The organism is Streptomyces sp. NBC_01241 (genome assembly GCF_041435435.1).
In the GTDB taxonomy this organism is placed as follows: domain Bacteria; phylum Actinomycetota; class Actinomycetes; order Streptomycetales; family Streptomycetaceae; genus Streptomyces.
In genome coordinates this window covers 6815519-6841734 of record NZ_CP108494.1, presented here as the reverse complement: position 1 = coordinate 6841734, position 26216 = coordinate 6815519, and the positions used below count along the sequence as shown (strand labels likewise).

The window sequence follows — 26216 nt, the reverse complement described above, 5'->3', positions numbered from 1 at the left end:
TTTCCGCGGGTGCCGCCGCTGGTGACGGTTGCTCACTGGTGCTTGTAGTGCTTGATGGACTGGTCCTTGGCCGCCGCGTCCGCGAAGGCCTGGATCTTCTTGAGGGTCTCGGCCGGGGTCGCGCGGCCGGCCATCATCTCGCCGATGCCGGCGACGCCGATCTGCTCCTTCTGGAGCTTCACGTACCAGTCCTGCAGACGCGGGTTCACCACGTTGTCGCCGGCCTTCTTCAGCGAGTCGACACCGGCCTGCATGGCAGTCGACAGGGTCAGACCGTCGGTGCCACCGTTGAAGGCGCTGAGCGACTTGACCTGCTTGGTGAAGTTCTTCGACGACTCCTCGGAGAGCATGATGCGCAGCTGCTCCATGCCGCCCTCGGGGTTCTTCGCCTTGGCCGGAACGATGAACGGCTCGCCGCCGGACGCCCAGATGGTGCCGAACGGCATCTTGTCGGACGAGTCCAGGCCGGACGGCGGCGCGACCATCATCTTGAAGTCCTTGGGCGTGGTCGGCGCCGCCTCGTTCTCCACCCACGAGCCGTTCGGGATGAACAGCGCCTTGCCCTTGGTCCACTCGGTCTGCGACTGGATGTGGGTCAGGCCGGGGGTGCCCTTGAGGACGTAGCCCTTCTGGTAGAGCTCGTAGTACGCCTCGAACGCCGCCTTCACCGCGGGGTCCATCCAGGCGTTCGGCTCCAGGTTGTCGATCTTGTCGAGAACCTCCCGGCCACCGATCTTGGCGATGAACGGGTAGAGCGAGAACGGCAGGTAGTACGGGTACTTGCCGGGGTACGTCCAGCCGGCGATGCCCTTCTTCTTCGCCTTCGCGCAGAGGGCGAGCATGTCGTCCCAGTTCTCGGGGTACTGCGCGTCGAGGTTGTCGAGCGCGGTCTGCGAGTACCAGACGCCGTACACGGTGTACGCGTAGTACATGATCCAGACGGGGTCGCCGTCGAACTGCCCCATCTCCAGGACACCCGGGCGCAGCGTGTCGCGGACCTTCTTGCTGGGGTCGTCGATGGACGGGGCGTCCATCAGCGGCGTGAGGTCGAGCAGCTGCTTCTTGCCGACCAGGACACCCATGTCCATCTGCTCGGCGCCGGAGTTGTCGATCAGGTCCGGCGGGGTGCCGCCGTTGAAGCGCGGCTGCAGCTGCGACTGGATCTTCTGGGTCGCGGCGTGCTTGACCTTCGGAGCCTTCGGGAACGCGGCGTTGTACTTCTTCTCCGCGTCGAGGGCGTACTGCTGGCCGAAACCACCGTCGAAGATGACTACCTCTAGGGGAGCCGTCTCGTTGACGCCGAGCGGGTTCGTCTTGCTGGTCTTGCCCTTCTCGACCTTCTTGTCGCTGCTGCTGTCACTGCTCGCACACGCCGACAGGAAGCTCATCGTCGGCACGGTGATCAGGCCGAGTGCGGCAGATCGCTTGATCACATCGCGACGGCCAAGGCCCTCATTCTTGTGGGCGGAGGTGGATCCCATGCTCAAGTCCTCGCCTTCTCCAGGACTCAGGCGGTGTGTACCGGTCGCCCGTCGATATTCGCCAGACAGGCGAAGGGCCCCGCCACCGCGGTCAGTTGCGCTTGGGTAGTGCTGATCTCAGGCTAGCCATGTGCAGTGGGGGGTTGAGGGAGTTCGGACATCGGATCGCACCTGTTGTGCCGTCCTCGGCCGTTCCCCCGTGTCCCCCTGTCCACGTCGCCGGAAACGGCTGTGCAGACGCCGACAGGTATAGTCCACTTGCGACCAACTGAGCAAGATCGAATGCAAGTTTGAGCAGCAGTCTTTCCCGAGTTGAGACCTTGCGGATACCTGGACCCCGTGCGTCCCGATCCGGGCGTAACGATTTCCGCATTACGGTTGATTCCGTCGGCGGTTCACGCCCAACACCCTTGACACATCCAGCCACTTGGCTCCCTACTGGATCCTGTGCAACTCGGTGACAACGTTGTCCAAGCGCACTTCCTCGGGAGGAATGCTCGGCATGCAGCCCCGACATGGTTCTCGTAAGAGACAAAGCCGTACGGCCGCGCTGATCGCGGCTTCACTGGTTCTGGTCGTGACAGCCCCCACCGCGGCCGCCGCGCAGTCGGCACGGACAGGAGACAAGGGCCAAAACGCCCCGGGGGAACGGACGTTCAGTTCTTCCTTCGAAGCGGATGAAAAGCAGCCGGACTGGCGCAACACCGTCGAAGAAGGCCCGGACGGAAAGAAGCGGTCATCGGGTGTCGATGGCGGCTTCTCCGCCGGAATACCGGGCAATGTGACCGACAAGGTGACGGACGTCCGCGCCAGCGGCGAGAACACCGGCGGCGGGGAGGTTAAGGAGAACCTGATCGACGGCGAGCCCGGCACCAAGTGGCTGGCCTTCGAGCCCACCGGCTGGGTCGAGTTCGACCTCGTCGAACCGGTCAAGGTCGTCACGTACGCGCTGACGTCGGCCAATGACCACGACGAGCGCGACCCGAAGGACTGGACCCTGCAGGGCTCCACCGACGGCAAGACGTGGCAGGAGCTGGATTCCCGGACCGGCCAGGCCTTCACCGAGCGGTTCCGGACAAAGTCGTACGACGTCACATCCGACACGGCATACCAGCACTACCGCCTGCAGATCACGAAGAACAACGGCGCCTCCGACGCGACCCAGCTCGCGGACGTCCAGTTCTCCGACGGCGACACCTCGGCCCCGGCCCCCGACTCGATGCGCAGCCAGGCCGACCGCGGCCCGTCCGGCTCCCCCACCGCCAAGGCGGGCGCGGGCTTCACCGGCAAGAAGGCCCTGCGGTACGCCGGTACGCACAAGGCGGACGGCCGGGCCTACTCGTACAACAAGATCTTCGATGTGAACACGGCTGTCACCCGTGACACCTCACTGTCCTATGTGATCTATCCCCAGATGGGCGAGACCGACCTCTCCTACCCGGCGACGCATGTCTCGGTGGACCTGGCATTCACGGACGGCACGTACCTGAGCGATCTGCGGGCGACCGACAGCAACGGCGGACCGCTGACCCCGCAGGGCCAGGCCGACGCCAAGCGGCTGTACGTCAACCAGTGGAACAAGGTCGACTCGGTGATCGGCACCGTCGCGGCGGGAAAGACCGTCGACCGGATTCTGGTGGCGTACGACTCCCCCAAGGGCCCGGCGAAGTTCCAGGGCTGGATCGACGACATCAAGATCGCCCCGAAGGCACCCGAGAAGCGCCGCCCGCACCTGTCCGACTACGCGTCGACGGTCCGTGGCACCAACTCCAGCGGTGGTTTCTCGCGCGGCAACAACTTCCCCGCCACCGCGGTCCCGAACGGCTTCAACTTCTGGACGCCGGTCACCAACGCCGGGTCGACCAGTTGGCTGTACGACTACGCGCGCGGCAACAACGACGACAACCTGCCCACGCTCCAGGCGTTCAGCGCCAGCCATGAGCCGAGCCCCTGGATGGGCGACCGGCAGACCTTCCAGCTGATGCCGTCGGCGGTCGCCGGCACCCCGGACGCCTCGCGCACGGCGCGTGCGCTGCCGTTCCACCACGAGAACGAGACGGCGAAGCCGCACTACTACGGTGTGACCTTCGACAACGGCCTCAAGGCCGAGATGACACCGACCGACCACGCGGCCCGGATGCGGTTCACCTACCCCGGCGACAACGCGAGCGTCGTCTTCGACAACGTCTCCAACGACGGCGGCCTCACCCTCGATCCGGACACCAGCTCCTTCACCGGCTTCTCCGACGTGAAGAGCGGCGGCTCGACCGGCGCGACCCGGCTCTTCGTCTACGGCGTCTTCGACGCACCGGTCACCGCGAGCGGCAAGCTGTCCGGCGGTGGCGGTGACGATGTCACCGGGTACCTCCGCTTCGACGCGGGCAAGGACCGCACGGTCGGCCTGCGCCTGGCGACCTCCCTCATCGGCATCGACCAGGCCAAGCAGAACCTCGCCGCCGAGATCCCCGCCGCCCGCTCCTTCGGCGCGGTCGAGGACCGGGCGCAGCGGGCCTGGGACGGCATCCTGGGCAAGGTGGAGGTCGAGGGCGCCACGGCCGACCAGCTGACCACCCTGTACTCCAGCCTGTACCGGCTGTACCTGTACCCGAACTCGGGCTTCGAGAAGGTCGGCGGCAAGGACAAGTACTCCAGCCCCTTCTCCCCGCAGGTCGGATCCGACACCCCGACCCGCACGGGCGCGAAGATCGTCGACGGCAAGGTGTACGTCAACAACGGCTTCTGGGACACCTACCGGACGACCTGGCCGGCGTACTCCCTCCTCACGCCGGACAAGGCCGGTGAGATGGTGGACGGCTTCGTCCAGCAGTACAAGGACGGCGGCTGGATCTCCCGTTGGTCCTCCCCCGGTTACGCCGACCTGATGACCGGCACCTCCTCGGACGTCGCGTTCGCCGACGCGTACGTCAAGGGCGTGAAGTTCGATGCCGAGGCGGCGTACGACGCGGCGCTGAAGAACGCCACCGTGGTTCCGCCGTCCTCGGGCGTCGGCCGCAAGGGCATGGCGACGTCCCCGTTCGTCGGCTACGCGAACACCGCCACGCACGAGGGCCTGTCCTGGTCGCTGGAGGGCTACCTCAACGACTACGGCATCGCACAGATGGGCCGGGCGCTCTACAAGAAGACGAAGAAGGAGCGGTACAAGGAGGAGTCCGAGTACTTCCTTAACCGCGCCCGCAACTACGTCGAGCTCTTCGACAACAAGGTGGGCTTCTTCCAGGGCAAGGACGCGAAGGGCGACTGGCGGCTCACGCCGGACACGTACGACCCGCGGGTCTGGGGCTACGACTACACGGAGACGAACGGCTGGGGCTACGCCTTCACGGCCCCGCAGGACAGCCGGGGCCTGGCGAACCTGTACGGCGGGCGCGCCGGCCTGGCCAAGAAGCTCGACACGTACTTCACCACGCCGGAGACGGCCGGGCCCGAGTTCGTCGGCTCGTACGGCGGTGTCATCCACGAGATGACCGAGGCGCGTGACGTACGGATGGGGCAGTACGGCCACAGCAACCAGGTCGCGCACCATGTCACCTACATGTACGACGCGGCCTCGCAGCCCTGGAAGACGCAGGAGAAGGTCCGCGAGGTCCTGAGCCGCCTCTACACCGGCAGCGAGATCGGCCAGGGCTACCACGGCGACGAGGACAACGGCGAGCAGTCGGCCTGGTACCTCTTCTCCTCGCTCGGCTTCTACCCGCTCGTCATGGGCAGTGGCGAGTACGCGATCGGCTCCCCGCTCTTCACGAAGACCACGGTCCACCTGGAGAACGGCCACGACCTGGTCGTCAAGGCGCCGAAGAACAGCGCGAAGAACATCTATGTCCAGGGCCTGAAGGTCAACGGCAAGAAGTGGACCTCGACTTCGCTGCCGCACGACCTGCTGGCCAAGGGCGGTGTGCTGGACTTCGACATGGGTGCCGAGCCGTCGTCGTGGGGCACCGGAAAGGACGCGGCGCCGACCTCGATCACCACGGACGACAAGGTGGCGACACCGAAGGCGGACGTGTTGAAGGGCGAGGGCGCCCTGTTCGACAACACGTCGGCCACGTCGGCGACGGTCACCTCGGTGGTCCTGCCGGTGGCCTCGGCCACGGACGCGGCCCAGTACACGCTGACATCGAGCGCGGCGGACCGGGCCCCGACGGGCTGGATCCTCCAGGGCTCGTCGGACGGCGCGACGTGGAAGGACCTCGACAAGCGGTCGGGCCAGTCGTTCGCCTGGGACCGGCAGACGAGGGTGTTCTCGGTGGCCACGCCGGGCTCGTACGCGCACTACCGCCTGGTGTTCGCCGGTGAAGGGACGCTCGCGGAGGTGGAGTTGCTCTCCTGACCCGGGTGTTCTGCCCGCGTCACGGCCGACGGCCGGTACCTCACCCCGGGGTACCGGCCGTCGGCCCGTTGGCGGGGCAGCCGCGCGGCGGCACGGCTCGGCTCCCGCTCAGTCCTGCTCCGGGCTTTCCGGAACGTCCCGGGGGAACAAGCTCTCGGGCAAGGTCACATTCCACGCCGTCAGAACCGGCTTGCCGTGCTCGGTGCCGAGCCGCGAGACCGCCCCCGTGGCGAGCTGGAACAGTGTGCCCTCGGCCGGGGTCAGGCCGAGATAGCGGGCGGTGAGTACGCGCAGGAAGTGGGAGTGGGCGACGAGCGCGATGTCCTCCTCCGTATCGCGGCCCGCGGCCCGCACGACCTCCGCCAGCACCCGGTCGGCACGCGCACCGACCTCGGCGGGCGTCTCGCCGGGATGCGCCTCGGGGCCGGGGGCGACCCCGTCGGTCCACAGATTCCACTCGGGGCGGGTGAGGCGGATCTCCTCGGTGGTCACCCCTTCGTAGCCGCCGTAGTCCCACTCACGCAGCTCGGGTGTGATGCGGGGCGCGGTGAGCCCGGCGAGCTCCGCGGTGCGCCGGGCGCGTACCGCGGGGCTGACCAGGGTGAGCGCGATCTGCCGGTCGGCGAGCAGCGGGGCCAGGGCGCGGGCCTGCCGTTCGCCGAAGGGGGTCAGGGGCAGATCGGTGTGGCTCGTGTGCTGCCCGGACCGCGACCACTCGGTCTCGCCGTGCCGGATCAGGATCAACTCGCCCATGGTGATTCCGCTCCCTGTGTGCCGATGGCGCTGTCGCGGGTGTGAACCCGCGGGCCCACGATCGCATTCCGTCGGGTCGGCGGCAGGCGCGGCTCGCCCTCGGGCGTCCGCGCGGCGGTGGACACCTAGGGTCTTTCGTTTGGATCAGGCCGGATCAGGGAGCGGGGTCCGGTGCCGTGCATCGCAAGGCGGAGGAGGGAGGCGACGCGGAGCGTCGGCGACCGACGACAACGCGGCGAGGTGCGGTGCCGGGGCACGCGAGCCCGGCATGATCCAAACGAGAGGCCCTACGGGTGGCGCGTTCCCGGTTTCCCGGTCGGGTACGTCCGTGCGCCGTTACATTGCGGCACATGCCGCAGCCCAAGGATCTCGATCCGTACACCGACTCCCGTTCCTTCTACGGCTCCGAGTTGCGCCGCCTGCGTGAGGCCGCCGGGATGTCCCAGAGCGAGCTGGGCGACCGGGTGTTCTGCTCGGGAACGTACATCGGGCTGTTCGAGATGGCGGAACGGCGCCCGCAGGAAGACATGTCCCGGGCCTTCGACGAACTGCTGGGCAGCGGCGAGCATCTTCAGCGGCTGTGCCGGCTGGCGCGCAAGTCGAAGGTGGCGGGGTACTTCGCGGATGCGGCCGAGCTCCAGCTGCACGCCTCGTCCATCGACAGCTATACGTCGATGGTGGTCCTCGGACTGTTGCAGACAGAGTCCTATGCGCGTGCGCTGACCCGAGCCGCCCACCCGTTCGCCGACACGGAAGTCATCGACGGACATGTCAGGACGCGCATGGAGCGCACCAGTCTCCTCAACGCGCCTGCGGCACCCGTGCTTTGGGTGGTGATTCACGAGGCCGCGCTCCTGTTGCCGGTGGGCGGACCGGCCGTCATGGCGGAGCAGCTCAATCATCTCGCCGAGCAGATCGCTTCCCGCCCTCGTATCGTCGCCCAGGTGCTCCCGTTCTCCGCCGGGGCACATCCCTTCCTGCACTCGTCCATGACGCTGATGCAGTTCACCGACGCTCCGTCCATCGTGTACACGGAGAGCGCGTACAGCGGCCAACTCGTTGAAGAACCGCTGCTGGTGGAGCAGTACCGATCCGCATACGATCTGGCCAGGGCCGCCGCGCTGTCGCCGGAGGCGTCCCTGGCCCGGATCGTGTCGGCGGCGAAGGAGTTCGCGACCGATGAGCATGGCACCTGACCTGAGTACCGCTGCCTGGCGTACGTCGTCGTACAGCAACGGCGACGGCGGTGAATGCGTCGAGGTCGCCGACAACGTCCCCGGCTTCGTCCCCGTACGCGACACCAAGCTGACCCACAGCCCGGTCCTGGCCTTCCCGGCCGCGGGCTGGGCGGCGTTCGTGCAGTACGTCAAGCGGTAGGGGCGACCACAGGCGCCGTACCACGCGAAGGGCCGCACCCCGGGAGACCCGGGATGCGGCCCTTCGGCTCTGCTGCCTACTTGCGGATCAGGCTGCGGAGCACGTACTGCATGATGCCGCCGTTGCGGTAGTAGTCCGCCTCACCGGGGGTGTCGATGCGGACGACCGCGTCGAACTCCACACCGGTGTCGGTGGTGACCTTGACGGTGCGCGGCGTGGTGCCGTTGTTCAGCTCGGTCACGCCGGTGAAGGAGAAGGTCTCCTCGCCGGTGAGGCCGAGGGCCTCGGCGGTCGCGCCCTCCGGGAACTGGAGCGGGAGGACGCCCATGCCGATGAGGTTCGAGCGGTGGATGCGCTCGTAGGACTCGGCGATGACGGCCTTGACGCCGAGGAGCGCGGTGCCCTTGGCGGCCCAGTCGCGGGACGAGCCGGAGCCGTACTCCTTGCCCGCCAGGATGACCAGCGGGGTACCGGCGGCCTGGTAGCTCTGCGAGGCGTCGTAGATGAACGACACGGGGGCATCGGCCTGGGTGAAGTCGCGGGTGTAGCCACCCTCGGTGCCCGGGGCGATCTGGTTGCGCAGGCGGATGTTCGCGAAGGTGCCGCGAATCATGACCTCGTGGTTACCACGGCGCGAGCCGTAGGAGTTGAAGTCACGGCGCTCGACGCCGTGCTCCGTGAGGTACTTGCCGGCCGGGGTGTCGGCCTTGATCGCACCGGCCGGGGAGATGTGGTCGGTGGTGACCGAGTCGCCCAGCTTGGCGAGCACCCGGGCGCCGGAGATGTTCTCGACCGGGGTCGTCTCCATCGTCATGCCCTCGAAGTACGGGGGCTTGCGCACGTAGGTGGACTGCGGGTCCCACTCGAAGGTGTTGCCGGTCGGGATCGCGAGCGCCTGCCACTGGGCGTCGCCGGCGAAGACGTCCTGGTAGGACTTGTTGAACATGTCCTCGCCGATGGTGTTGGCGACGACGTCGTTCACCTCGGCCTCCGACGGCCAGATGTCCGCGAGGTAGACCGGCTTGCCGTCCTGGTCGATGCCCAGGGCGTCCTTGGTGATGTCCACCTTCATCGAACCGGCGATGGCGTACGCGACGACCAGCGGCGGGGACGCCAGGTAGTTCATCTTGACGTCGGGGTTGATCCGGCCCTCGAAGTTACGGTTGCCGGAGAGCACCGAGGTCACGGCGAGGTCGTGCTCGTTGACCGCCTTGGAGACCTCCTCCGGCAGCGGGCCGGAGTTGCCGATGCAGGTGGTGCAGCCGTAGCCGACGAGGTTGAAGCCGACCTTGTCGAGGTACGGGGTCAGGCCCGCCTTGTCGAAGTAGTCGGTGACGACCTTCGAGCCCGGGGCGAGGGTGGTCTTGACCCACGGCTTGCGGGTCAGGCCCTTCTCGACCGCCTTCTTCGCCACGAGCGCCGCGGCGACCATGACGTACGGGTTCGAGGTGTTGGTGCAGGAGGTGATCGCGGCGACGGTGACGGCGCCGTGGTCGATCTCGTACGTCGTGCCGTCGGGGGCCGTGACCGTGGTCGGACGCGACGGAACGCCGTTGGAGGAGGCCGGCGAGTCGGAGGCCGGGAAGGACTCCTTGCCCGACTCCTCGTCCTCGGAGACGTAGTTGCGCACGTCCTGGGCGAACTGCTCCTTGGCGTTCGCGAGGACGATGCGGTCCTGCGGGCGCTTCGGGCCGGCGATCGACGGGACGACCGTCGACAGGTCCAGCTCCAGCTTCTCGGAGAAGTCCGGCTCGGCGGCCGGGTCGAGCCAGAGGCCCTGCTCCTTGGCGTACGCCTCGACGAGCGCGACCTGCTGCTCGTCACGGCCGGTCAGGCGCAGGTACTTCAGCGTCTCGTCGTCGATCGGGAAGATCGCGGCGGTGGAGCCGAACTCCGGCGACATGTTGCCGATGGTGGCGCGGTTCGCGAGGGAGGTGGCGGCGACGCCCTCACCGTAGAACTCGACGAACTTGCCGACGACGCCGTGCTTGCGGAGCATCTCGGTGATGGTCAGCACGAGGTCGGTGGCGGTGGTGCCGGCCGGGAGCTCGCCGGTCAGCTTGAAGCCGACGACGCGCGGGATGAGCATGGAGACCGGCTGGCCGAGCATCGCGGCCTCGGCCTCGATGCCGCCGACGCCCCAGCCCAGCACACCGAGGCCGTTGACCATGGTGGTGTGCGAGTCGGTGCCGACGAGGGTGTCGGGGTACGCCTGGCCGCCCCGGACCATGACCGTACGGGCCAGCTTCTCGATGTTGACCTGGTGGACGATGCCGGTGCCCGGGGGGACGACCTTGAACTCGTCGAAGGCGGTCTGGCCCCAGCGCAGGAACTGGTAGCGCTCCTTGTTGCGGCCGTACTCCAGCTCGACGTTCTGCGCGAACGCGTCGTTGGTGCCGAACTTGTCGGCGATGACGGAGTGGTCGATGACCAGCTCGGCCGGGGCGAGGGGGTTGATCTTGGCCGGGTCACCACCCAGCTCCTTGACGGCCTCACGCATGGTGGCGAGGTCCACGACACACGGCACACCGGTGAAGTCCTGCATGATCACGCGGGCCGGCGTGAACTGGATCTCCTGGCTGGGCTGTGCCTGGGAGTCCCAGCCGCCGAGCGCCCGGATGTGGTCGGCGGTGATGTTCGCGCCGTCCTCGGTGCGGAGCAGGTTCTCCAGCAGCACCTTCAGGCTGTAAGGGAGGCGCGCGGAGCCCTCGACCTTGTCCAGCTTGAAGATCTCGTACGACTCGTCGCCCACGCGCAGCGTGCTGCGGGCGTCGAAGCTGTTCGCCGACACGACAGTCTCCTTCATCAATGTGCGCGTACTCCGCGCCGCGCCTCATTACGGCGGGCGCCGCGTGGTGCCGCCTACGACCCCTCGACCATCCGCTGAGGTAAGGCTTAGTTAGGTAACCCTTACCCGATGGCGGCCTGCGGTGCGCCTTCGGCATATATCTCGATGTCGAGATAACTCTAGTACATCACCGTAGCGCGGTCATGTGCGGGCGCCCTGGCCGACCGCCTTTCGCGGCGGGGCGCCCTTCGCGGCGGCGCGCCGGTCACCGGGTCATCTGCCGAGCCACGCGAGGGCGGCGACCGTCAGCGCGCCGACACCGGTGTTCAGGGTCGGCTGGACGACCGGGGCGAAGGCGGGGCTGTGGTTCACCGGGATGTCCTGGGCGACGGTCCCGTTCCTGGCGGCCTCGGCGTACAGGCCGGGGTCGATGCCCCCGATGCCCCAGTAGGTGAATGGCGCACCGAACGCCTTGGGGATCTCGCTCATGTCCTCGCTGGCGGTCTGCAGGTCGATGGTGTGCGCTTCGTCGCCGAAGTGGGCCGCGAACGCCTCGGCGACGCGCCGGGTCGGCGCCTCGTCATTGACCGTGGGCGGGAAGGTGGCGGTCTTCTCGATCTCGGGTGGCCTCGGCGATCGGGACGCCTGGCTCTCGGCCTCGACGATCCGCTCGATCGCGTTCAGGACGTGCGTGCGCGAGGCGTCGTCGTACGTACGCACGTTGAGCTGGATGACCGCGCGGTCGGGGATGACGTTGGGGCCGGTGCCGGCATGGATGCTGCCCACGGTGACGACGGCCGGAGTGGTGGCGGCCAGTTCCCGGGAGACAATGGTCTGCAGGCGTACGACGATCATCGCGGCCATCACCACGGGGTCGACCGCGGCCTGGGGCATGGAGCCGTGCGCGCCCCGGCCGTACACGGTGACGCGCAGACTGTCGGAGGCCGACAGGAACGATCCGGAGCGAGTGCCGACATAGCCGGCCGGATAGGGCAGGACGTGCTGGGCGAGCACCACGTCGGGCCGGGGAGCCTTCGACGTCAAACCGTCGTCGATCATGGCTTCGGCGCCGTCGCCGTTCTCCTCCGAGGGCTGGAAGAGGGCCACGAAGGTGCCTCGCCAGGCGTCCTTGGCCCGGGCCATCAGCCGTGCGCAGCCGATCAGACAGGTCACGTGCACATCGTGTCCGCAGGCGTGCATCACGGGCTGCTCGGTGCCGTCGTCGCCGGTCACCGTGGCCGTGGAGGCGTAGGGCAGGCCGGTCTGTTCGCGTACCGGGAGGGCGTCCATGTCGGCGCGGGCCATGACGACCGGACCCTCGCCGTTGACCAGGGTGCCGATCACCCCGGTTCCGCCGATGCCTTCGGTGACTTCGTAGCCGAAGTTCCGCAGGGCGTCGGCCGCCTTCTTGGCCGTGCGGTGCTCCCGCAAGCCGAGTTCGGGGTGTCTGTGCAGGTCCTTGTAGATGCCCTCCAGATCGGAGCCGACGCCATCGAGGCCTGCCAGCACGGTGTGGGCACGGTCGGTCATGGAGGCTCCTTGTGCAAGTGGGACTCCCCCGCGGCAGTTCGGTAGTCTCGCCGCCGCACTCCTCCCATCGTCCGCCGGACACACAGCGGTTGCACCGTGGACGCGGGGAACGCGCCGCCTGCGGTGGGTCGGGGGCCCGGACGAAGGAGGAACATGAACGACGCCACCGAGTTCAAGGACATCCCGCCGACCACCCTCGCCGATCTCCTGGGCCGCGAACAGGTCATGGACATCGGCATCCGGCCTCTGTGGCCGTCGGTCCCACGAGTCGCCGGACCGGCCTTCACCGTGCGCTGCCCTCCGGGCGACAACCTGATGCTGCACGCGGCCATCCACCGCGCGGAACCCGGCTCGGTCATCGTCGTGGAGGCGGGGGACGTGGACTACGCGCTCGCCGGAGGAAACGTCTGTGCCGTCGCCCAGCGCCGCGGGATCGCGGCGTTCGTGACCGACGGAGTGATCCGCGACCTCGCCGAGGTGCGCGAGATGGGTTTCCCCGTCTTCGCCAGGGGAGTCATCCCCATCCCGGGCACCAAGAAGGCCGTCGGGCCGCTCAATGCCCCGGTGCGGTGCGGTGGGGTGGCCGTCGCCCCCGGCGACATCGTGGTGGCCGACGAAGAGGGCGTCGTGGTCACACCCCGCGCCCGCCGGGAGGACGTACTGCGCGATGCCCGGAAGAAGTTGGCCAAGGAGGCCGGGGAAACCCTTGACGCTTGGAAGAAGGCCCATCGCGAGCGCATCGACGCGATCCTGGCCGAGGGCGGCTTCGAGGGCTGACCTGCGGGCCGGGCCGAGGCCGGTGTACGTCCACCCCGGACGGACGTACACCGCGCGCCTTCCCGACGAGCCCGGTGCACCATGGAACGCACAGCGCATCCGTGACCCGCACCGCTCGTCACGCGATCGCGGCCGGACAACTGCCGTGCCTGCACACGGCCGTCACCCGAACGGAGCACCCCACCCCAGGGCTCATCTCATATCTGAGATAGCCTTTCGTCATGTCAGACGACTACCTCGTACGCATCGGCAAGCTCATCCGTGACGCACGTCAGCATCGTGGCTGGACACAGAGCCAGCTCGCCGAGGCGCTGGCCACCAGTCAGAGCGCCGTCAATCGCATCGAGCGCGGTAACCAGAACATCAGCCTTGAGATGATCGCGCGCATCGGTGAAGCACTCGACAGCGAGATCGTTTCGCTCGGCTACGCCGGGCCGATGCACCTGCGGGTGGTCGGTGGGCGCCGGCTCTCGGGCTCCATCGACGTCAAGACGAGCAAGAACGCGTGCGTGGCGCTGCTCTGCGCCTCACTGCTCAACAGGGGCCGTACGGTGCTGCGCCGCGTGGCCCGCATCGAGGAGGTCTACCGCCTCCTGGAGGTGCTGAACTCCATCGGCGTGCGGACCCGGTGGATCAACGAGGGGATCGATCTGGAGATCGTCCCGCCCGCCCGGCTCGACATGGACGCCATCGACGCGGACGCCGCCCGCCGGACCCGTTCCATCATCATGTTCCTCGGCCCGCTGCTGCACCGGATGGACGCGTTCAAGCTTCCGTACGCGGGCGGCTGCGACCTCGGCACGCGGACCATCGAGCCGCACATGATCGCGCTGCGCCGGTTCGGACTGGAGATCGCCGCGACCGAGGGGCTCTACCACGCGCAAATAGATCACTCGGTCACGCCCGACCGTCCCATCGTGCTCACCGAGCGCGGGGACACCGTGACCGAGAACGCACTGCTGGCCGCCGCCCGGCACGACGGCACGACCGTCATCCGTAACGCCTCCTCCAACTACATGGTCCAGGACCTCTGCTTCTTCCTGGAAGCACTGGGCATACGCGTGGACGGCATCGGCACGACGACGCTGACCGTGCACGGCGCTCCGCACATAGATGTGGATGTCGACTACTCCCCCTCCGAAGACCCGGTCGAGGCGATGAGTCTGCTCGCCGCCGCCGTGGTGACGGAGTCCGAACTGACGATCCGCCGGGTGCCGATCGAGTTCCTGGAGATCGAGCTCGCGGTACTCGAAGAGATGGGCGTCGACTGCGACCGTACGACGGAGTACGCCGCCGACAACGGCCGTACCAGGCTGGTCGACCTCACGGTCCGCCCCTCCAAACTGGAGGCGCCGATCGACAAGGTCCACCCCATGCCGTTCCCCGGGCTCAACATCGACAACGTGCCCTTCTTCGCGGCCATCGCCGCCTCGGCCCAGGGCCAGACCCTCATCCACGACTGGGTCTACGACAACCGGGCCATCTACCTCACCGACCTGAACCGCCTCGGCGGCCGGCTGCAGCTCCTGGACCCGCACCGGGTACTCGTCGAGGGCCCGACCCGCTGGCGCGCCGCCGAGATGATGTGCCCGCCCGCACTGCGGCCCGCCGTGGTGGTGCTGCTCGCCATGATGGCGGCGGAGGGCACGTCCGTACTGCGCAACGTGTACGTCATCAACCGCGGTTACGAGGAGCTGGCGGAGCGGCTCAACTCCGTGGGCGCGCAGATCGAGATCTTCCGGGACATCTGAGAATGCACAAGTGACCGCTCCGCCACACCCCATCTGACCTGCATAAATACAGATTCGGAGGGGCGTGGCGGGGTGACCGTGGGACTTCTCTGGGACTTTGCGCTGAAGCCACGTTCCGTCAACGAGCCTTTCGGGCTCAGATCGGTAGCTCCAGGGATCTGACGGCAGCGAGATCAAGGATCTGCGGCTGCGCGCACAGAACAGAGTCAACCGTAGTCGTCTCGCCACTGCTCACGCTGACGCACAACCAGGTGGACGCCGGGGCTCGAGACTTCGTCAGGACTCGGGCGATCAAGTCCTGCAACAACCCCGGAGTGGGACACGGCTCCGGCCGGGGTCGAGACCAGTGAAGTCTCCGGGACCACGGCGTCGTCGCCTCACGCGGGGCAGGGGACGTAGAACATCTCGCCGCTCAGTGCCGCGGTGGCCAAGCAGGGCCCGCCGCGACGGTGGCGCAGTCGCCGGTGGCCTGGAAGGCCGGACCGACATGTGTCCCCAAGTACCGCGCCAGCCTCGTCGATCCCTATCGCGAGCACCTGCGCAAACGCCGGGCCGAGGACCCCGCCGTCCCCGTCCTGCACCTCTTCGAAGAGATCAAGGCCCTCGGGTTCACGGGCTGTCTCAACCTCCTGCACAAGCACATCAGCCAAGGGCGCGCGGACGCCGACCGCAGCCACATCTCTGAGCGTAGACTCGCCCGGATGCTGCTCACCAGGCCCGACAACCTCGAGGCCGAGCATCACGAGTTCCTGGCCCGGCTCACCGCCGCTTGTCCCGAGATGACCCATCTGGCCACCCGCATCCGGGCCTTCGCCCAGCTCCTGAAGCCTCAGCCAGGAACACGTTTCAGGTGCAGAGTGACTCCCTCGGGTCGCAGGAACCCGCGTCGTTCAGGAAAGCGAGGACGTCGGCGAACCCCACGAAATAGAAGCTGTCCCCCTCGCCGGTCCACCAGAACCGCTCCTCGGCGGGACCGACGGTGTCAATCAAAAAGATACCCTGGCTTCGATCAGCATTGACGGCCACCGGAAAGCAGGGGGTCTCGGGGGACACGCCAACGTCCTCGGGATCACTGTCCAGAACCGTCTCCCGAAATTCCTCAGCGGCCTCGCCCAAGCCCCCGGGCTCCCAGTCCTGACAGCCAAGCAGCACGAGGGGGAAGCCCTCCAGACCGTCCGTGAGCAACAGGAACTGCCGGTACCCTGCCTCGAGCGACTGACCGGCGTGGCGCTCCAGTTCAGCCAGCGCCCCGGGTTCCGCGGGCGGACGGATCGCCGGGCGAGAGCCGGCGCCCATCGGGGAATCCGCGAAGTACGCCTTCACCAGCGTGGCCATCACCTGCCCGACGAGTTCTCTCATCTGCACAGCTCAACTCCTCATGGTCGCGATATCTGACAGATACCGTACTGGCCCCTGCTGACTGCCCCAGTCGCATGTTCCGTGGTGTAGGAACTCGGGTCCCGTTTCAGCTCGGCATGTGTTTCATGAGAAGCCTTCTATTTTCATGTCCACGAATTCATCGGGATGAACGGTCCACGCATCTATCGCTTCGGTGCAGGATGCAAGTTGACTCGACCTTCAGTGATTGCCGTGCACGAAAATCCGCGTCACCGACCCTTTTACGTTCCCTCGCGGGCTCCGGGGTGAAGCTGAATGTCATGGGCACGCGCAAGATGGAACCGCCACCACCCTGGCAGGTGAGAGCAGTCCTCCACCAGGCGTCTCAGTCCTCATCCCAGGGATAGATACCTTCCTCCGCGAGCCGCTCCTCCTGCCTGTCGTGCAAGAAGCGCGCATTTTGGATTCCCATGAGAGAAGTGTCACTGATCGGCCACTCGGGGAAATCTCCTGCCAGAAGCTTGATCAGGAACTCGACCATCCCGCAGTCATGTACGGCCCAGGCCGCATCACCTCGCGCCCACACGGCTAGCGGCCACGCATGGGGATCGGCCCCTGTGGCCACCCAGCCGAGCACGTCGGCGCTGTGCGTCTCCCCCCACACGGGAATTTGATCGAGGCTGTACACCTGACCTCGTTCGGCCCACCTGTTGAAATTTGGATCCGCACGCACCAAATCGGGCAGAGGAGCCACCCGCCTGACCATCGGGTCGGAAGTAACGACCGGTATCAGGGTGGCAATGCTCCCCTCGATGGTTCCGTGTCCAAATCGCTGCACGAACTCTTTGTAGTCCAGTGGGAATACGGTTCCGTAAGCAGATTCGATCACCCCCCAATCGACCATATCCCCCGCACTTCCTTCGAAAGAAGTCAACAGGCCGGAAAGCGCCTCGATATGACGTGTCATTTCACATAACCTCCCGGAACCACTCGGCCCAAGTTTTGGAACTGGCCGCCCTTCACGCTGTACATGATGTTCTTCACCTCATTATCGAATTCTATTCCTGCCGCCCCCCGACCGTGGTCCCGCGCGCCTGCATGCAGAAGGAACGCAGGAACACCTTGACACCGCTGCGAGCACTGACAGCGTGTCAGGACCTACGCCACAATGCCTGGCTACTCGCCCGAGCTCCCGGCCTCGCGCGCCCGTCGGCGCTCAGCCGAACTCACATATGAGGGGTGCCGCTGACCCCACAGCGGAGAATCAGCCATCACTTCGACTCCCGGCCTTGCTTGCAGCACTCGGCACAAGAATTCCGCGACACCGAAGTCGTGCCGAGTCCAAACATCGTCACCATGACTGAAGACCATTACAGGCCACTCGGCGGGTTTCCCGCGAGCAAGCCAGCAGAAGAGATCGGCGCTGCTCGCGGCCCCCCACGTCACCAGCTCCTCCGGCTCGATATCGAGGCCGGCAGGGGTCGTGTCGGCCCAAGTGTCACGAGCGTCTGCCGTGATGACGCCCATGCCGCCGAGCGGAGCGGGCTCCTTCCGGCTGCCCAGGTCTTCGACCTCGTCGCCCAGGTGCTCGACGCGCTGCACGCCGTGCATCTGCTCGGGGTCGTGCACCGCGACATCAAGCCGTCGAACCTGATGCTCCGCAGGGACGGGCGGGTCGCGGTGACCGACTTCGGCATCGCCCGCACCGAGGCCGGCACCAGGCTGACCCACACGCATGAGGTCATCGGAACCCCGCCCTACATGGCCCCCGAGCACTCCCAAGGTCTGCCCGTCGCCCCGGGGCATCCTCGTCCAGCCAGCCCCGCTCCACCAGCCGCTTCAGCTTCGACCGCGCGCCCTCGATCTTCCCGGTCTCGGCTGGCAGTCCGATCCTGGGCACGATCTGCTTGGCCCGGACCGGCCCCGGCTCATCCGCCACCACCTCCACGATGTGCCGGTACACCGCCGGCAGCACGTCCGGCCCCATCCCGGGCTGCCAGTTCGGCACGGTCAGCACCCCGATGACCTGCCGCTCGGCCCCCGCATACGCCGACGCCACCCGCTCACCCGTAGGCGGTCCTCCGGCATCGACCGTCACCCCGGGCATCTCCGCGAGCACCTCGGCGACCGTCTCCCGCGCGATCCGCAGACGCTCCAGACCCTCCCGGGCCAGCTCCAACTTGGCGGACACCGACGCGATTTCGGCCTCGAGCTCCTCCACCCGCACCCGGGCAGCGGCCTCGCGAGCCTCCAACTCCTCGAACAGCGAACCCATCAGCCGCCCTCCTCCACCACCACGGTAGAGACGAGCAGCCCCGGGCACAGCCCTGATCAGCATTCTCCCAGCTCAGCCCTTCCCTCCAGAAGAGCCGCACCCAATGGAAATACTCCCCGCCGCCGACCTCGCCCGCCTGCACCACGGTGTGCGCGGAAGTCGATCCATCGAAACCGTTGACGTTCCCGTTTGATGTGGCCGAATTGCCGCTATGCCCCAATAGGTCCCTCGCCACCCCCGGCCGGCACCCGCACCGAGCAGGAGGCACATCTTCCAGCGAACCTGTTCACCAGCCACCCGATCCGGCATAGGCACATGGGTCAGATCAGGAACCCGTACGCTGCGTCAGCGTACGGGCGCGGAGAGTGGACCGCGCCCAGGGTGAAGCGTGACCATACGTGGGTCGGCGGGACGGTACGTGAAGGTGGGTGGGTTGGACGAAGCGGTGGTGGGTTCGGGTGGAGCTTACGGGGGTACGGCGGGCAACAGCGGGGCGGAACCGGAGAGTTCGGACAGTCTGAAAGCCTTCGGGGAGGTCCTGAAGGCGTTCCGGAAGCGGGCGCGGCTGACGCAGGAGCAGTTCGCGCCCCGGGTGCGGTACTCGGTACCGACCGTCGCCTCGATCGAGCAGGGGAGACGCTTTCCGCCGGCGGACTTCGTGGACCGGGCGGAGGAGGTGCTGGACGCGTTCGGGGCGCTGCGGGGTGCGGCGCGGCATCTGTCGCGGCGTCCAGGGCTGGCCAGTTGGTTCCGGCAGTGGGCCCAGTTGGAAGCGGAGGCCGTCGCCCTCTATACATACGAGTGCCGGTTGATTCCAGGGCTTTTACAAACGGAGGCGTACGCACGAAGCCTGTTCTCGGAGCGACTTCCGCCGCTGGGGGACGACCAGATCGAAGCCCGGCTGTCAGCGCGTACGGATCGGCAGCGGATACTTACTGAGCGCCCCAACACGGCCTACAGCTTCATCGTCGAGGAGCACGTATTCCTGCGAGAGACGGGTGGGCCGGAGGCCTCGGCTGAGCTCATCGACCACGTCCTCAAACTTGCGAGGTTCCGGAACATCGAGGTCCAGGTCATGCCGCAGGCGCGCGGCAGCCACGCGGGGATCGACGGCCCCATGCAGCTGTTGGAGACTCCGGACAACAGGTGGTTCGGCTACTGCGAGGGGCAGGAAAGCGGCCAGTTCATCTCCGACCTCAAAGTGGTCAGCATGCTCCAGATACGGTATGCCAGGATGCGATCACAGGCTCTCTCGTTGGAGGACTCCCTGAGCCTGTTGCGGCAGATCCGAGGAGCAACATGAACAACACAGAACTGGTCTGGTTCAAAAGCAGTTACAGCGGCAGTTCGGGCGACAGCTGTGTCGAGGTGGCGACGGCCCCCGTGACGGTCCACGTCCGGGACTCGAAGGTCGAGCAGGGGCCTCAGCTCGCCCTCTCGCCCGCGTCGTGGGCGAGCTTCGTCTCGTACGCCGCCCAGGCCTGATCGAGCGCCCCGTGCCGGTTCCAGTCCGGCTCCGGGGCGCTCCTCTCAGGCATCCTTCATCCGTTGGGTGAAGGAGGCGTGCGCGGCACGCATCTCAGCTTCACGGTTTCCGTGCCGACGCCGTTCAGCGGCTGGGATCCGAGGTGCGGAAGAATGTGCCGGCGCACCCTCTGCTCGATGCGTGAAGTTCCCCCACGATCATGGACAGCGAATGTTTACGCTGCGTGGGTGAGATCTTGGGCCGCCAGGGCCCTGGTCTCGATCGGGGTGACGTAGCCGTAGACCGGATGCTTGCGCAGACGGGTTCGGTTGTATTCGACCTCGATAAAGCGGAAGACGTCCGCGCGAGCAGCCTCGTGGGACTCCCAGACGGTGGTCCCGATCTCCGCTTTCAGCAAACCGAAAAAGCTTTCAGCCGCGGCGTTATCGTAACATGACCCGGTTCGTCCCATGCTCTGGCTCAGCTTCAACTCCCGTATCAGCTTGCGGTATTCACTCGACGTGTACTCCGATCCGCGATCCGAGTGTGCGATGCAGTCCTCCCTCAGGGCGCCGCGGCCGGCGGCCATCTTCAGGGCGCCGACAACAAGTTCGGCGCGATGGTGGTCGGCCATCGCGTACCCGATCACCTCGCGGGTCGCCAGATCGATGACCGTCGCCAGATACCACCAGCCGGCGAGTGTGGGCAGATATGTGATGTCCGAGACCAGTTTCGTGCCGGGCTCGGCGGCGGTGAAGTCCCTCCCGACCAGGTCCGGCGACGGGGCCGCCTTGGTGTCGGCCTTGGTCAGGCTGCGGCGCTTGCGGCGGGTGATCCCGCGGATGTCGCGCTCGCGCATGATCCGCTCGACCTTCTTCCGATTGATCCGCCTGCCCCCGCGTCGCAGTTTCGCGGTCACCCGCGGGGCCCCGTAAGCCCCACGGGAATCGGCGTGGATCTGCCGGATCTCCCCGGCGAGCTCGTCCTCGGCCGCCTGGCGCACCTCGGCGGCGGGCCGCGCGGCAAGCCAGACGTAATACGCCGATCGCGCCACCTTCAACGCCCGGCACAGCAGACTCACGCCGTAGCCGCCGGGATTGTCCTCGGATGCCTTCTCCGCGTCGATGAACCGGTAGCGCGCGGCTACTTCGTCTTCTGCCGCGCGAAGAAGGCGGTCGCTTTTCCCAGCACCTCGATCGTCTGTTCCTGCTCGCGGACCTTGCGTCGCAGCCGGACCAGTTCCTCACGCTCCGCGGTGGTCAACACCCCGGCCGGCCCCTCGCCCCGGTCGATCGCGGCCTGCTTCACCCAGCCCCGCAGCCCTTCGGAGCTCACCCCGAGCTCACGGGCCACCTCCGTCACCGTCCGCCCGGAGGAGCGGACCAGCCCGACCGCGTCCCGCTTGAACTCGGCCGTGTACCGCTTGCTCGTATTGCTCTTCTTGCTCACTACCTGGATCTGCTTCCTCCGGAACCTGTCGTCCCAGTATCAGGCTGTCCAGCTCCAGGGTGGAACTTCATGCGCTCGATCGTGGACGGGTTCCCGCTCTGGACTACGTTGAACGTGAACTGCGCGGCGCCAAAGCTCTCGATCCGGCAGCCGGTGTTGCGGCCTCGATCGGTTCGATCACGCCCAGGTTCAGCAACAGATTCATCTGATAACTTGAGCCAAAATCGCAGGCTCGAACGGAGGTACGAGGGACAGGTCCAGCCCGTGACCCGGTCAAGGGCCCCCTCAGATCACGATGCTGCAACTGCACAAGCTGGAGCGTTACAAGGACGATCAGGGAAACGAGATCGTCTACGACGGCGAGATCCTTGAGACCAAGATCGATATCCGGTTCAAGGGGTCGAACAACAAACTCGTCATCAGCCCCAAGGCAGACATCAAGGACCTGCTCGTCACCTTCTCGGGAGACAACGGTCAGATCGAGATCGAGCAGACCACGAAGAAGCGCGCAGGTCTCCGCTTCGAACTGCGCTGCGGGCACGAGTCCCGGATCCGGATCGGCGAGAACGTGGGCTGCGCCGGCCGCGCCTTCATCTCCGCCGTCGAAGGCGTGTCGGTGACGATCGGCGCCGACGTGATGTTCGCCAAGAACATCGAGGTGCGCGGCGACGACACCCACCCGATCTTCGACGTGCGCACCGAGAAGCGCGTGAACCCGTCCCAGTCGATCGTCGTGGGCGAGCACGTCTGGATCGCGAAGCACGCGGTCGTAATGGGCGGCGTCACCATCGGCAACGGCTCGGTGATCGGCTTCCGCAGCATCGTCACGTCGAACATTCCCAACAACTGCATCGCGGTGGGAGCACCGGCGCGGGTGGTGCGGCGGAACATCGCCTGGGAGCGTCCCGAGGTCGTTCCTCGCCGTCCGAATGAGCTGTATCCGCGCAAGGGCGAGAAATCCCCGCAGTACTGGAATCCCACCGAAGACAACGGGGCTTCGGAGAAACTGGTGGTGCGGCAGCAGCAGCGGTGGCTGGGCCGGTACCTTCCGGCCTCGGTGCGGCGGCTGGCCAGGAAGCTCCGATCCTCCTGAAGCGCCCACGTTCGGCGATTCAGTGACATGACGCACATTGCCTCGGGCGCGGACGAAAGTCCGCGCCCGAGGCAATGTGCGTCCTGGCGATTTCCGTAGATCCGTGTCGGTGGCGCGCCGACGCGGGATTCGCTAAACGCCCGGGGCGCTCGACTCCAGATGGGTCACCATGCGGTTCAGCCCGGTCGGCAGATCGACCACGGGGTTCCAGCCGAGTGCTGCAAGCCGTGTGCTGTCCAAGCCCTGCTTCTTCGTCAGGCTGTAGGAGCGCGCGTCGGACTCATTGGTGAACCGGAGCTGCTGCCCGCGCTCCGGGCGCACCTCGGTGAACAGCTCCGCCAGCCGCCGGATCGAGACCAGGCCGGACGGGTCCGCGACGTTGTAGGCCACCTGGTCACCGCAGAGCAGCGCGTAGAACAGCCCCGCGATGGCGTCGGCCACGTAGGTGTAGGTCCGTACGCCGGAACCGTCGCTGTTGAGCACGATGTCCTTGCCGGCCACCACGTTCGCCGCGAAGTCGGCCTGCACCCGCCCGTCGTCGAGCGCCATCCCCGGCCCGTAGACGTGACCGAACCTGACGACGCGGCTGTCGATGCCGTACTGCGCCTGGTAGGTCGCGCAGATCGTCTCCGCGGCGCGCTTTCCCTCGGCGTAGCAGGCCCGCGGGTTGAGGATGTCGAAGCCGCCATAACTCTGCTCGTCGATGAGCTCGGTCTCCGGGGGCTGGGCGCCGTAGACCTCCGCCGAGGACATCAGCAGGAATCCGCGGCTGGCCTTCGCCACACAGAGGTCGAGCAGGTTGAAGGTGCCCAGCAGGTTCGCCTTGATCGTCATGACCGGCTGGCTGCCGTGCAGGGCGGGCCGTGCGGCGCTCGCCCCGTGGATCACGTAGTCGACGGGGCCGGACAGTTCGAGCGGAGTCGCCACGTCCTGGACGACGAGGTGGAAGTCCGGGCGGTCGATCACGTCCGCGAGCAGCCGTCTGGCCTTCTCCTCGTTCCGCACCAGACCGTGCACGGTAATGCCCGCGCCGTGCCGGTCGTTCAGTGCGAGCAGGGTGTAGACGACGTACGAGGGCAGCATGCCGCTCGCGCCGGTGACCAGCACGGTGCGGCCGGAAAGCTCACTCCACGGCAGGTCACGGTCAAGGATTTCATCGAGGTCGTGCGCCACGACCGAGCTGGAGACAGTGGTCACTGAAATCACGTACCTACGATCTGCTGGTTCTCACGGATCTCGAAGAACGTCCGGCACAGGTAGAAGTCCTCGGCCGTCGTGATCTTGATGTTCGAGCGGGGGCCGACCACGCGGTAGATCTTGCGACCGTACCGGTGCATGAGGGAGCACGAGTCGATGGTGTCGTGCTCGTCCTCCGCGACCGCCCGGTCGTACAGCGAGAGGATCTCGCCGAGCCGGAAGCTCTGCGGGGCCTGGGCAGCGTATATGTGGTCGCGCGGGATCACGTCGTCGATGTGCTCGTACTCACTCGACACCACGGTCTCGTTGAACTTGGTGCAGGTGATGGCCGAGCCGTGCTCCCGGACCGACTCTATGTTGGCGCTGATCAACTTGGCGTCGATCAGCGGCCGCACGCCGTCGTGGATCAGCACGACGGTGTCATCGGGGCAGTCCGCGGCGACCGTCTCGAGGGCTTTGTGCCGCGACTCCTGACCGGTCCGGCCGCCGTCGATGATCCACTTGACCTTCTGGATCTCGTATCGCTTCAGCAGCTTCACCATGTGTTCGCGGTACTCGGCGAGTATCGCTATGGCGATGCTGTCTATCTCGGGGTGCGCCTCGAAGTGCTCAAGGGTGTGGATGATGATCGGCTTGCCCTGGACCTCCAGGAACTGCTTCGGGAGGGCGCGGGTGTTCATCCTCGACCCGATGCCGCCGGCGAAAAGCAACGCAACGTTCATAACTTATTCCTCTGACTGGTCGCTGAGCGGCTGGTCGCCCACCGTCGTGTCATCCGGGACGGGACCGAGCCACTGGTGCTGGCCGCCTGTATCCCTGCCACCGTGATCTCCGACCACCAGCCAGTCGATCACGCGGTCCGCCGAGTTGGTGTCGACGTAATCGAAGTTCTCCCGCCGGAACTCCTCGACCTTCGAGAGGTCGAAGTCCTCGTCCTGCAGAGCCTTGAGCAACTCGTCGAAGGTCACGCAGATCTTGCCGGGGGCGACGGTGTCGTAATCGCGGTGGAATCCGCGGATCACCGAATACGTGTCCTTGTCGTACGCGTAGAACAGGATCGGCTTGTCGAGCAGCGTGTACTCGTAGATGATCGACGAGTAGTCGGTGACGAGCACGTCGGTCACATGCAGCAGGTCGTTGGTGTCGGGGAACGACGCGAAGTTCATCAGCCGATCCGCGTACTCGGCGGGGATCGGCGGGGGCTCCGCGATGAAGTGGTGCATCCGGAAGAGCACGACGTACTTGTCGCCGCAGACCTCGTGGAGCTTCCCGAAGTCGATGCGGTCGTAGTCGTAGTGCGCGTCTCCTATGCTCTTCCCGCGGAAGGTCGGCGCGAACAGCACGATCTTCTTGCCCTGGAGCTGCGGGTACGAGGCAAAGAAGTCGTCAGTGACCTTCTGGGAACGCTCCTTGTCGAGGAACGTGTCGATGCGCGGCAGGCCGGTCGGTACGACCGCCGACTCCTCGATGCCGAACGCCTCGGCGTACACCGGCACAAGATGCTTGGACCCGGTGATGACATGCGTGTACTTGCGGTGGGCGTTGGACAGCTTCGGCGAACCGTACTTTCCGAACCGGCTGTAGCCGACCGCCTTGAAGCCGCTTCCGGCGTGCCAGAGCTGGATGATCTTGGTCTCGGGCGAAATGCTCAGGTTTCCGAGAAGCCCGAAGTAGTCGTCCATCAGCACGGTGTCCGACGTCGCGAGCAGGTAGATGAGACGAAGCGTGCTCCGCTTGTTCGCCGTGGCGGGTACCCGGAACGAGCGGCGGAACGTGTACTTCTTGTCGAGGCCCCGCTCGATCATCCGGTCGTGGACACGCGCCAGGTTGCCGCCGAGGCCGGTGCGCATTTCGGAGGCGAACAGAATCCGGTTGCCACGCGGCGGATTCAGGCGGCGCGCGGCCCGGTAGAACTGGTTGGCCATCTTGCGGCGCCGGGCCCGCGGCAGCACCTTCAGTGATATTCGCTTGCCGAGCGGCTTCTTCACCGCGTTCTTGCTCGGCCCCGCGCCGCGGAACAACTGGTACGTCCGCATGAGGAACTCGGGGTTCTCGTCGTCGTCCGAGATCCCGAACGCGATCACGTAAACGGAGCGGTTGCGGTCGTAGAGGTAGGAGCGGGAGTCGACGTCGAGCCGGTCCGCGTCCTTGAGGTCGAAGGTGGCGGCGGGCAGTCGCTCATCACCGGCCACCGGGACGATCCGCCACGTGCCGTTGGGCACCTGGCGCCGGTCCTGAAAGTTGGTGACGTTGATCTCCAGGCGGTGCTGTCCGGCGTCGATCTGCCGAGAGTTCACCGGGAATTCGCGCTCGTTGTCAACAATCAGGAACCGGAGAGTACTAGGATCTCCAGTGAAGTCCGAGACCGTCACAACAAGAGCAAGGTGCACACGCTCCCAGGAAATCGCCGCTATTGAGCAACCCGCCATCGTTGTCCTTCCGTTTGTGAACCGTCGTGCCTTCTATGAGGCTTGCGCGACGGCTACGGAGCCTGCCAGCGCCAGGTGGGACGGTGATCGGATCATAGCGTATCGAGCCAGTCCGGCCCTCCTTGCCCTACTGTGGAGAGCTGTTGATCTGCCTGGACGACGCCG

21 protein-coding genes and 2 pseudogenes are annotated in these 26216 nt (G+C 66.6%); 10 read left to right on the top strand and 13 right to left on the bottom strand.

Annotation, left to right across the window (positions count from 1 at the left end):
* Nucleotides 1–32: 32 nt before the first annotated feature.
* Nucleotides 33–1481: an N-acetylglucosamine/diacetylchitobiose ABC transporter substrate-binding protein gene (ngcE, locus tag OG306_RS30840; RefSeq protein WP_266749351.1), complete on the bottom strand. Its 1449-nt coding sequence runs from the start codon at nucleotides 1479–1481 to the stop codon at nucleotides 33–35.
* 502 nt (nucleotides 1482–1983) lie between these two features.
* Between ngcE and OG306_RS30835 the strand changes: the two genes are divergently transcribed.
* Nucleotides 1984–5829, top strand: coding sequence for a GH92 family glycosyl hydrolase (locus tag OG306_RS30835; protein WP_266749350.1), 3846 nt, complete (start codon nucleotides 1984–1986; stop codon nucleotides 5827–5829).
* A gap of 108 nt (nucleotides 5830–5937) precedes the next feature.
* Here OG306_RS30835 and OG306_RS30830 read toward each other — a convergent pair whose 3' ends face one another.
* On the bottom strand, nucleotides 5938–6582 hold the full coding sequence (locus tag OG306_RS30830) for a histidine phosphatase family protein (RefSeq protein WP_266749348.1): 645 nt from the start codon (nucleotides 6580–6582) through the stop codon (nucleotides 5938–5940).
* 350 nt (nucleotides 6583–6932) lie between these two features.
* Between OG306_RS30830 and OG306_RS30825 the strand changes: the two genes are divergently transcribed.
* Both OG306_RS30825 and OG306_RS30820 read left to right on the top strand, forming a co-directional pair.
* Nucleotides 6933–7778: a helix-turn-helix domain-containing protein gene (locus tag OG306_RS30825; protein ID WP_371665902.1), complete on the top strand. Its 846-nt coding sequence runs from the start codon at nucleotides 6933–6935 to the stop codon at nucleotides 7776–7778.
* Nucleotides 7762–7959, top strand: coding sequence for a DUF397 domain-containing protein (locus OG306_RS30820; RefSeq protein WP_327349266.1), 198 nt, complete (start codon nucleotides 7762–7764; stop codon nucleotides 7957–7959). The genes OG306_RS30825 and OG306_RS30820 overlap by 17 nt, the downstream gene beginning before the upstream one ends.
* 76 nt (nucleotides 7960–8035) lie before the next feature.
* Here OG306_RS30820 and acnA read toward each other — a convergent pair whose 3' ends face one another.
* The gene (gene acnA, locus OG306_RS30815; RefSeq protein ID WP_327258629.1) at nucleotides 8036–10750 is read right to left on the bottom strand and encodes an aconitate hydratase AcnA; all 2715 of its coding nucleotides are present in this window, start codon (nucleotides 10748–10750) and stop codon (nucleotides 8036–8038) included.
* 270 nt (nucleotides 10751–11020) lie between these two features.
* On the bottom strand, nucleotides 11021–12277 hold the full coding sequence (locus tag OG306_RS30810; protein WP_266749341.1) for a M20 family metallopeptidase: 1257 nt from the start codon (nucleotides 12275–12277) through the stop codon (nucleotides 11021–11023).
* Between the two features lie 153 nt (nucleotides 12278–12430).
* Between OG306_RS30810 and OG306_RS30805 the strand changes: the two genes are divergently transcribed.
* From OG306_RS30805 to OG306_RS30795, 3 genes and pseudogenes are all read left to right on the top strand, one after another.
* Nucleotides 12431–13054: an RraA family protein gene (locus OG306_RS30805; protein WP_371665901.1), complete on the top strand. Its 624-nt coding sequence runs from the start codon at nucleotides 12431–12433 to the stop codon at nucleotides 13052–13054.
* A gap of 221 nt (nucleotides 13055–13275) precedes the next feature.
* Nucleotides 13276–14805 (top strand): helix-turn-helix domain-containing protein, encoded by a 1530-nt coding sequence (locus OG306_RS30800; protein ID WP_266749339.1) that lies wholly within the window; start codon nucleotides 13276–13278, stop codon nucleotides 14803–14805.
* Between the two features lie 491 nt (nucleotides 14806–15296).
* A pseudogene (locus OG306_RS30795) lies at nucleotides 15297–15641 on the top strand (ISL3 family transposase); the annotation flags it as partial.
* A 10-nt stretch (nucleotides 15642–15651) separates the two neighbouring features.
* On the opposite strand, the gene OG306_RS30790 reads toward OG306_RS30795, so the two are convergent.
* The 3 genes from OG306_RS30790 to OG306_RS30780 form a co-directional block, all read right to left on the bottom strand.
* Nucleotides 15652–16164, bottom strand: a complete 513-nt coding sequence (locus tag OG306_RS30790) for an SMI1/KNR4 family protein (protein ID WP_266752753.1) — start codon at nucleotides 16162–16164, stop codon at nucleotides 15652–15654.
* 364 nt (nucleotides 16165–16528) lie between these two features.
* Complete coding sequence (locus OG306_RS30785) at nucleotides 16529–17110, bottom strand: hypothetical protein (protein ID WP_266749338.1); 582 nt, start codon at nucleotides 17108–17110, stop codon at nucleotides 16529–16531.
* Nucleotides 17111–17319: 209 nt separating this feature from the next.
* Nucleotides 17320–17772, bottom strand: coding sequence for a hypothetical protein (locus tag OG306_RS30780; RefSeq protein WP_371665900.1), 453 nt, complete (start codon nucleotides 17770–17772; stop codon nucleotides 17320–17322).
* Here OG306_RS30780 and OG306_RS30775 point away from each other — a divergent pair.
* Nucleotides 17728–17859, top strand: a pseudogene (locus OG306_RS30775) (protein kinase domain-containing protein); the annotation flags it as partial. The gene OG306_RS30780 and the pseudogene OG306_RS30775 sit on opposite strands and share 45 nt — an antisense overlap.
* 25 nt (nucleotides 17860–17884) lie before the next feature.
* Here OG306_RS30775 and OG306_RS30770 read toward each other — a convergent pair.
* Nucleotides 17885–18418 carry a hypothetical protein gene (locus OG306_RS30770; RefSeq protein ID WP_266749336.1) on the bottom strand — a complete coding sequence of 178 codons (534 nt, stop codon included), beginning with the start codon at nucleotides 18416–18418 and terminating at the stop codon, nucleotides 17885–17887.
* 433 nt (nucleotides 18419–18851) lie between these two features.
* Here OG306_RS30770 and OG306_RS30765 point away from each other — a divergent pair, with 433 nt between their 5' ends.
* Entirely contained in the window at nucleotides 18852–19721 is an 870-nt protein-coding gene (locus OG306_RS30765; protein WP_371665899.1) for a helix-turn-helix domain-containing protein, read from the top strand.
* Nucleotides 19718–19903, top strand: a complete 186-nt coding sequence (locus OG306_RS30760; RefSeq protein ID WP_266749334.1) for a DUF397 domain-containing protein — start codon at nucleotides 19718–19720, stop codon at nucleotides 19901–19903. Before OG306_RS30765 ends, OG306_RS30760 begins: the two co-directional genes overlap by 4 nt.
* A 215-nt stretch (nucleotides 19904–20118) precedes the next feature.
* On the opposite strand, the gene OG306_RS30755 is transcribed toward OG306_RS30760, so the two are convergent.
* Both OG306_RS30755 and OG306_RS30750 read right to left on the bottom strand, forming a co-directional pair.
* Nucleotides 20119–21009, bottom strand: coding sequence for an IS3 family transposase (locus OG306_RS30755; RefSeq protein WP_266752043.1), 891 nt, complete (start codon nucleotides 21007–21009; stop codon nucleotides 20119–20121).
* Nucleotides 21010–21026: 17 nt separating this feature from the next.
* Nucleotides 21027–21332 carry a transposase gene (locus OG306_RS30750; protein ID WP_266744336.1) on the bottom strand — a complete coding sequence of 102 codons (306 nt, stop codon included), beginning with the start codon at nucleotides 21330–21332 and terminating at the stop codon, nucleotides 21027–21029.
* Nucleotides 21333–21627: 295 nt separating this feature from the next.
* Here OG306_RS30750 and OG306_RS30745 point away from each other — a divergent pair, with 295 nt between their 5' ends.
* Nucleotides 21628–22425 (top strand): acyltransferase, encoded by a 798-nt coding sequence (locus tag OG306_RS30745; RefSeq protein ID WP_266749332.1) that lies wholly within the window; start codon nucleotides 21628–21630, stop codon nucleotides 22423–22425.
* A gap of 132 nt (nucleotides 22426–22557) precedes the next feature.
* On the opposite strand, the gene OG306_RS30740 is transcribed toward OG306_RS30745, so the two are convergent.
* Genes OG306_RS30740 through OG306_RS30730 form a run of 3 tightly spaced genes read right to left on the bottom strand, consistent with a single transcriptional unit; the run spans nucleotide 22558 to nucleotide 25919 of the window.
* Nucleotides 22558–23631: an NAD-dependent epimerase/dehydratase family protein gene (locus tag OG306_RS30740; protein WP_266905098.1), complete on the bottom strand. Its 1074-nt coding sequence runs from the start codon at nucleotides 23629–23631 to the stop codon at nucleotides 22558–22560.
* Nucleotides 23628–24344 (bottom strand): IspD/TarI family cytidylyltransferase, encoded by a 717-nt coding sequence (locus tag OG306_RS30735; protein ID WP_266749329.1) that lies wholly within the window; start codon nucleotides 24342–24344, stop codon nucleotides 23628–23630. Before OG306_RS30735 ends, OG306_RS30740 begins: the two co-directional genes overlap by 4 nt.
* Nucleotides 24345–24347: 3 nt before the next feature.
* Complete coding sequence (locus tag OG306_RS30730; RefSeq protein WP_266749327.1) at nucleotides 24348–25919, bottom strand: CDP-glycerol glycerophosphotransferase family protein; 1572 nt, start codon at nucleotides 25917–25919, stop codon at nucleotides 24348–24350.
* Between the last annotated feature and the right edge of the window lie 297 nt (nucleotides 25920–26216).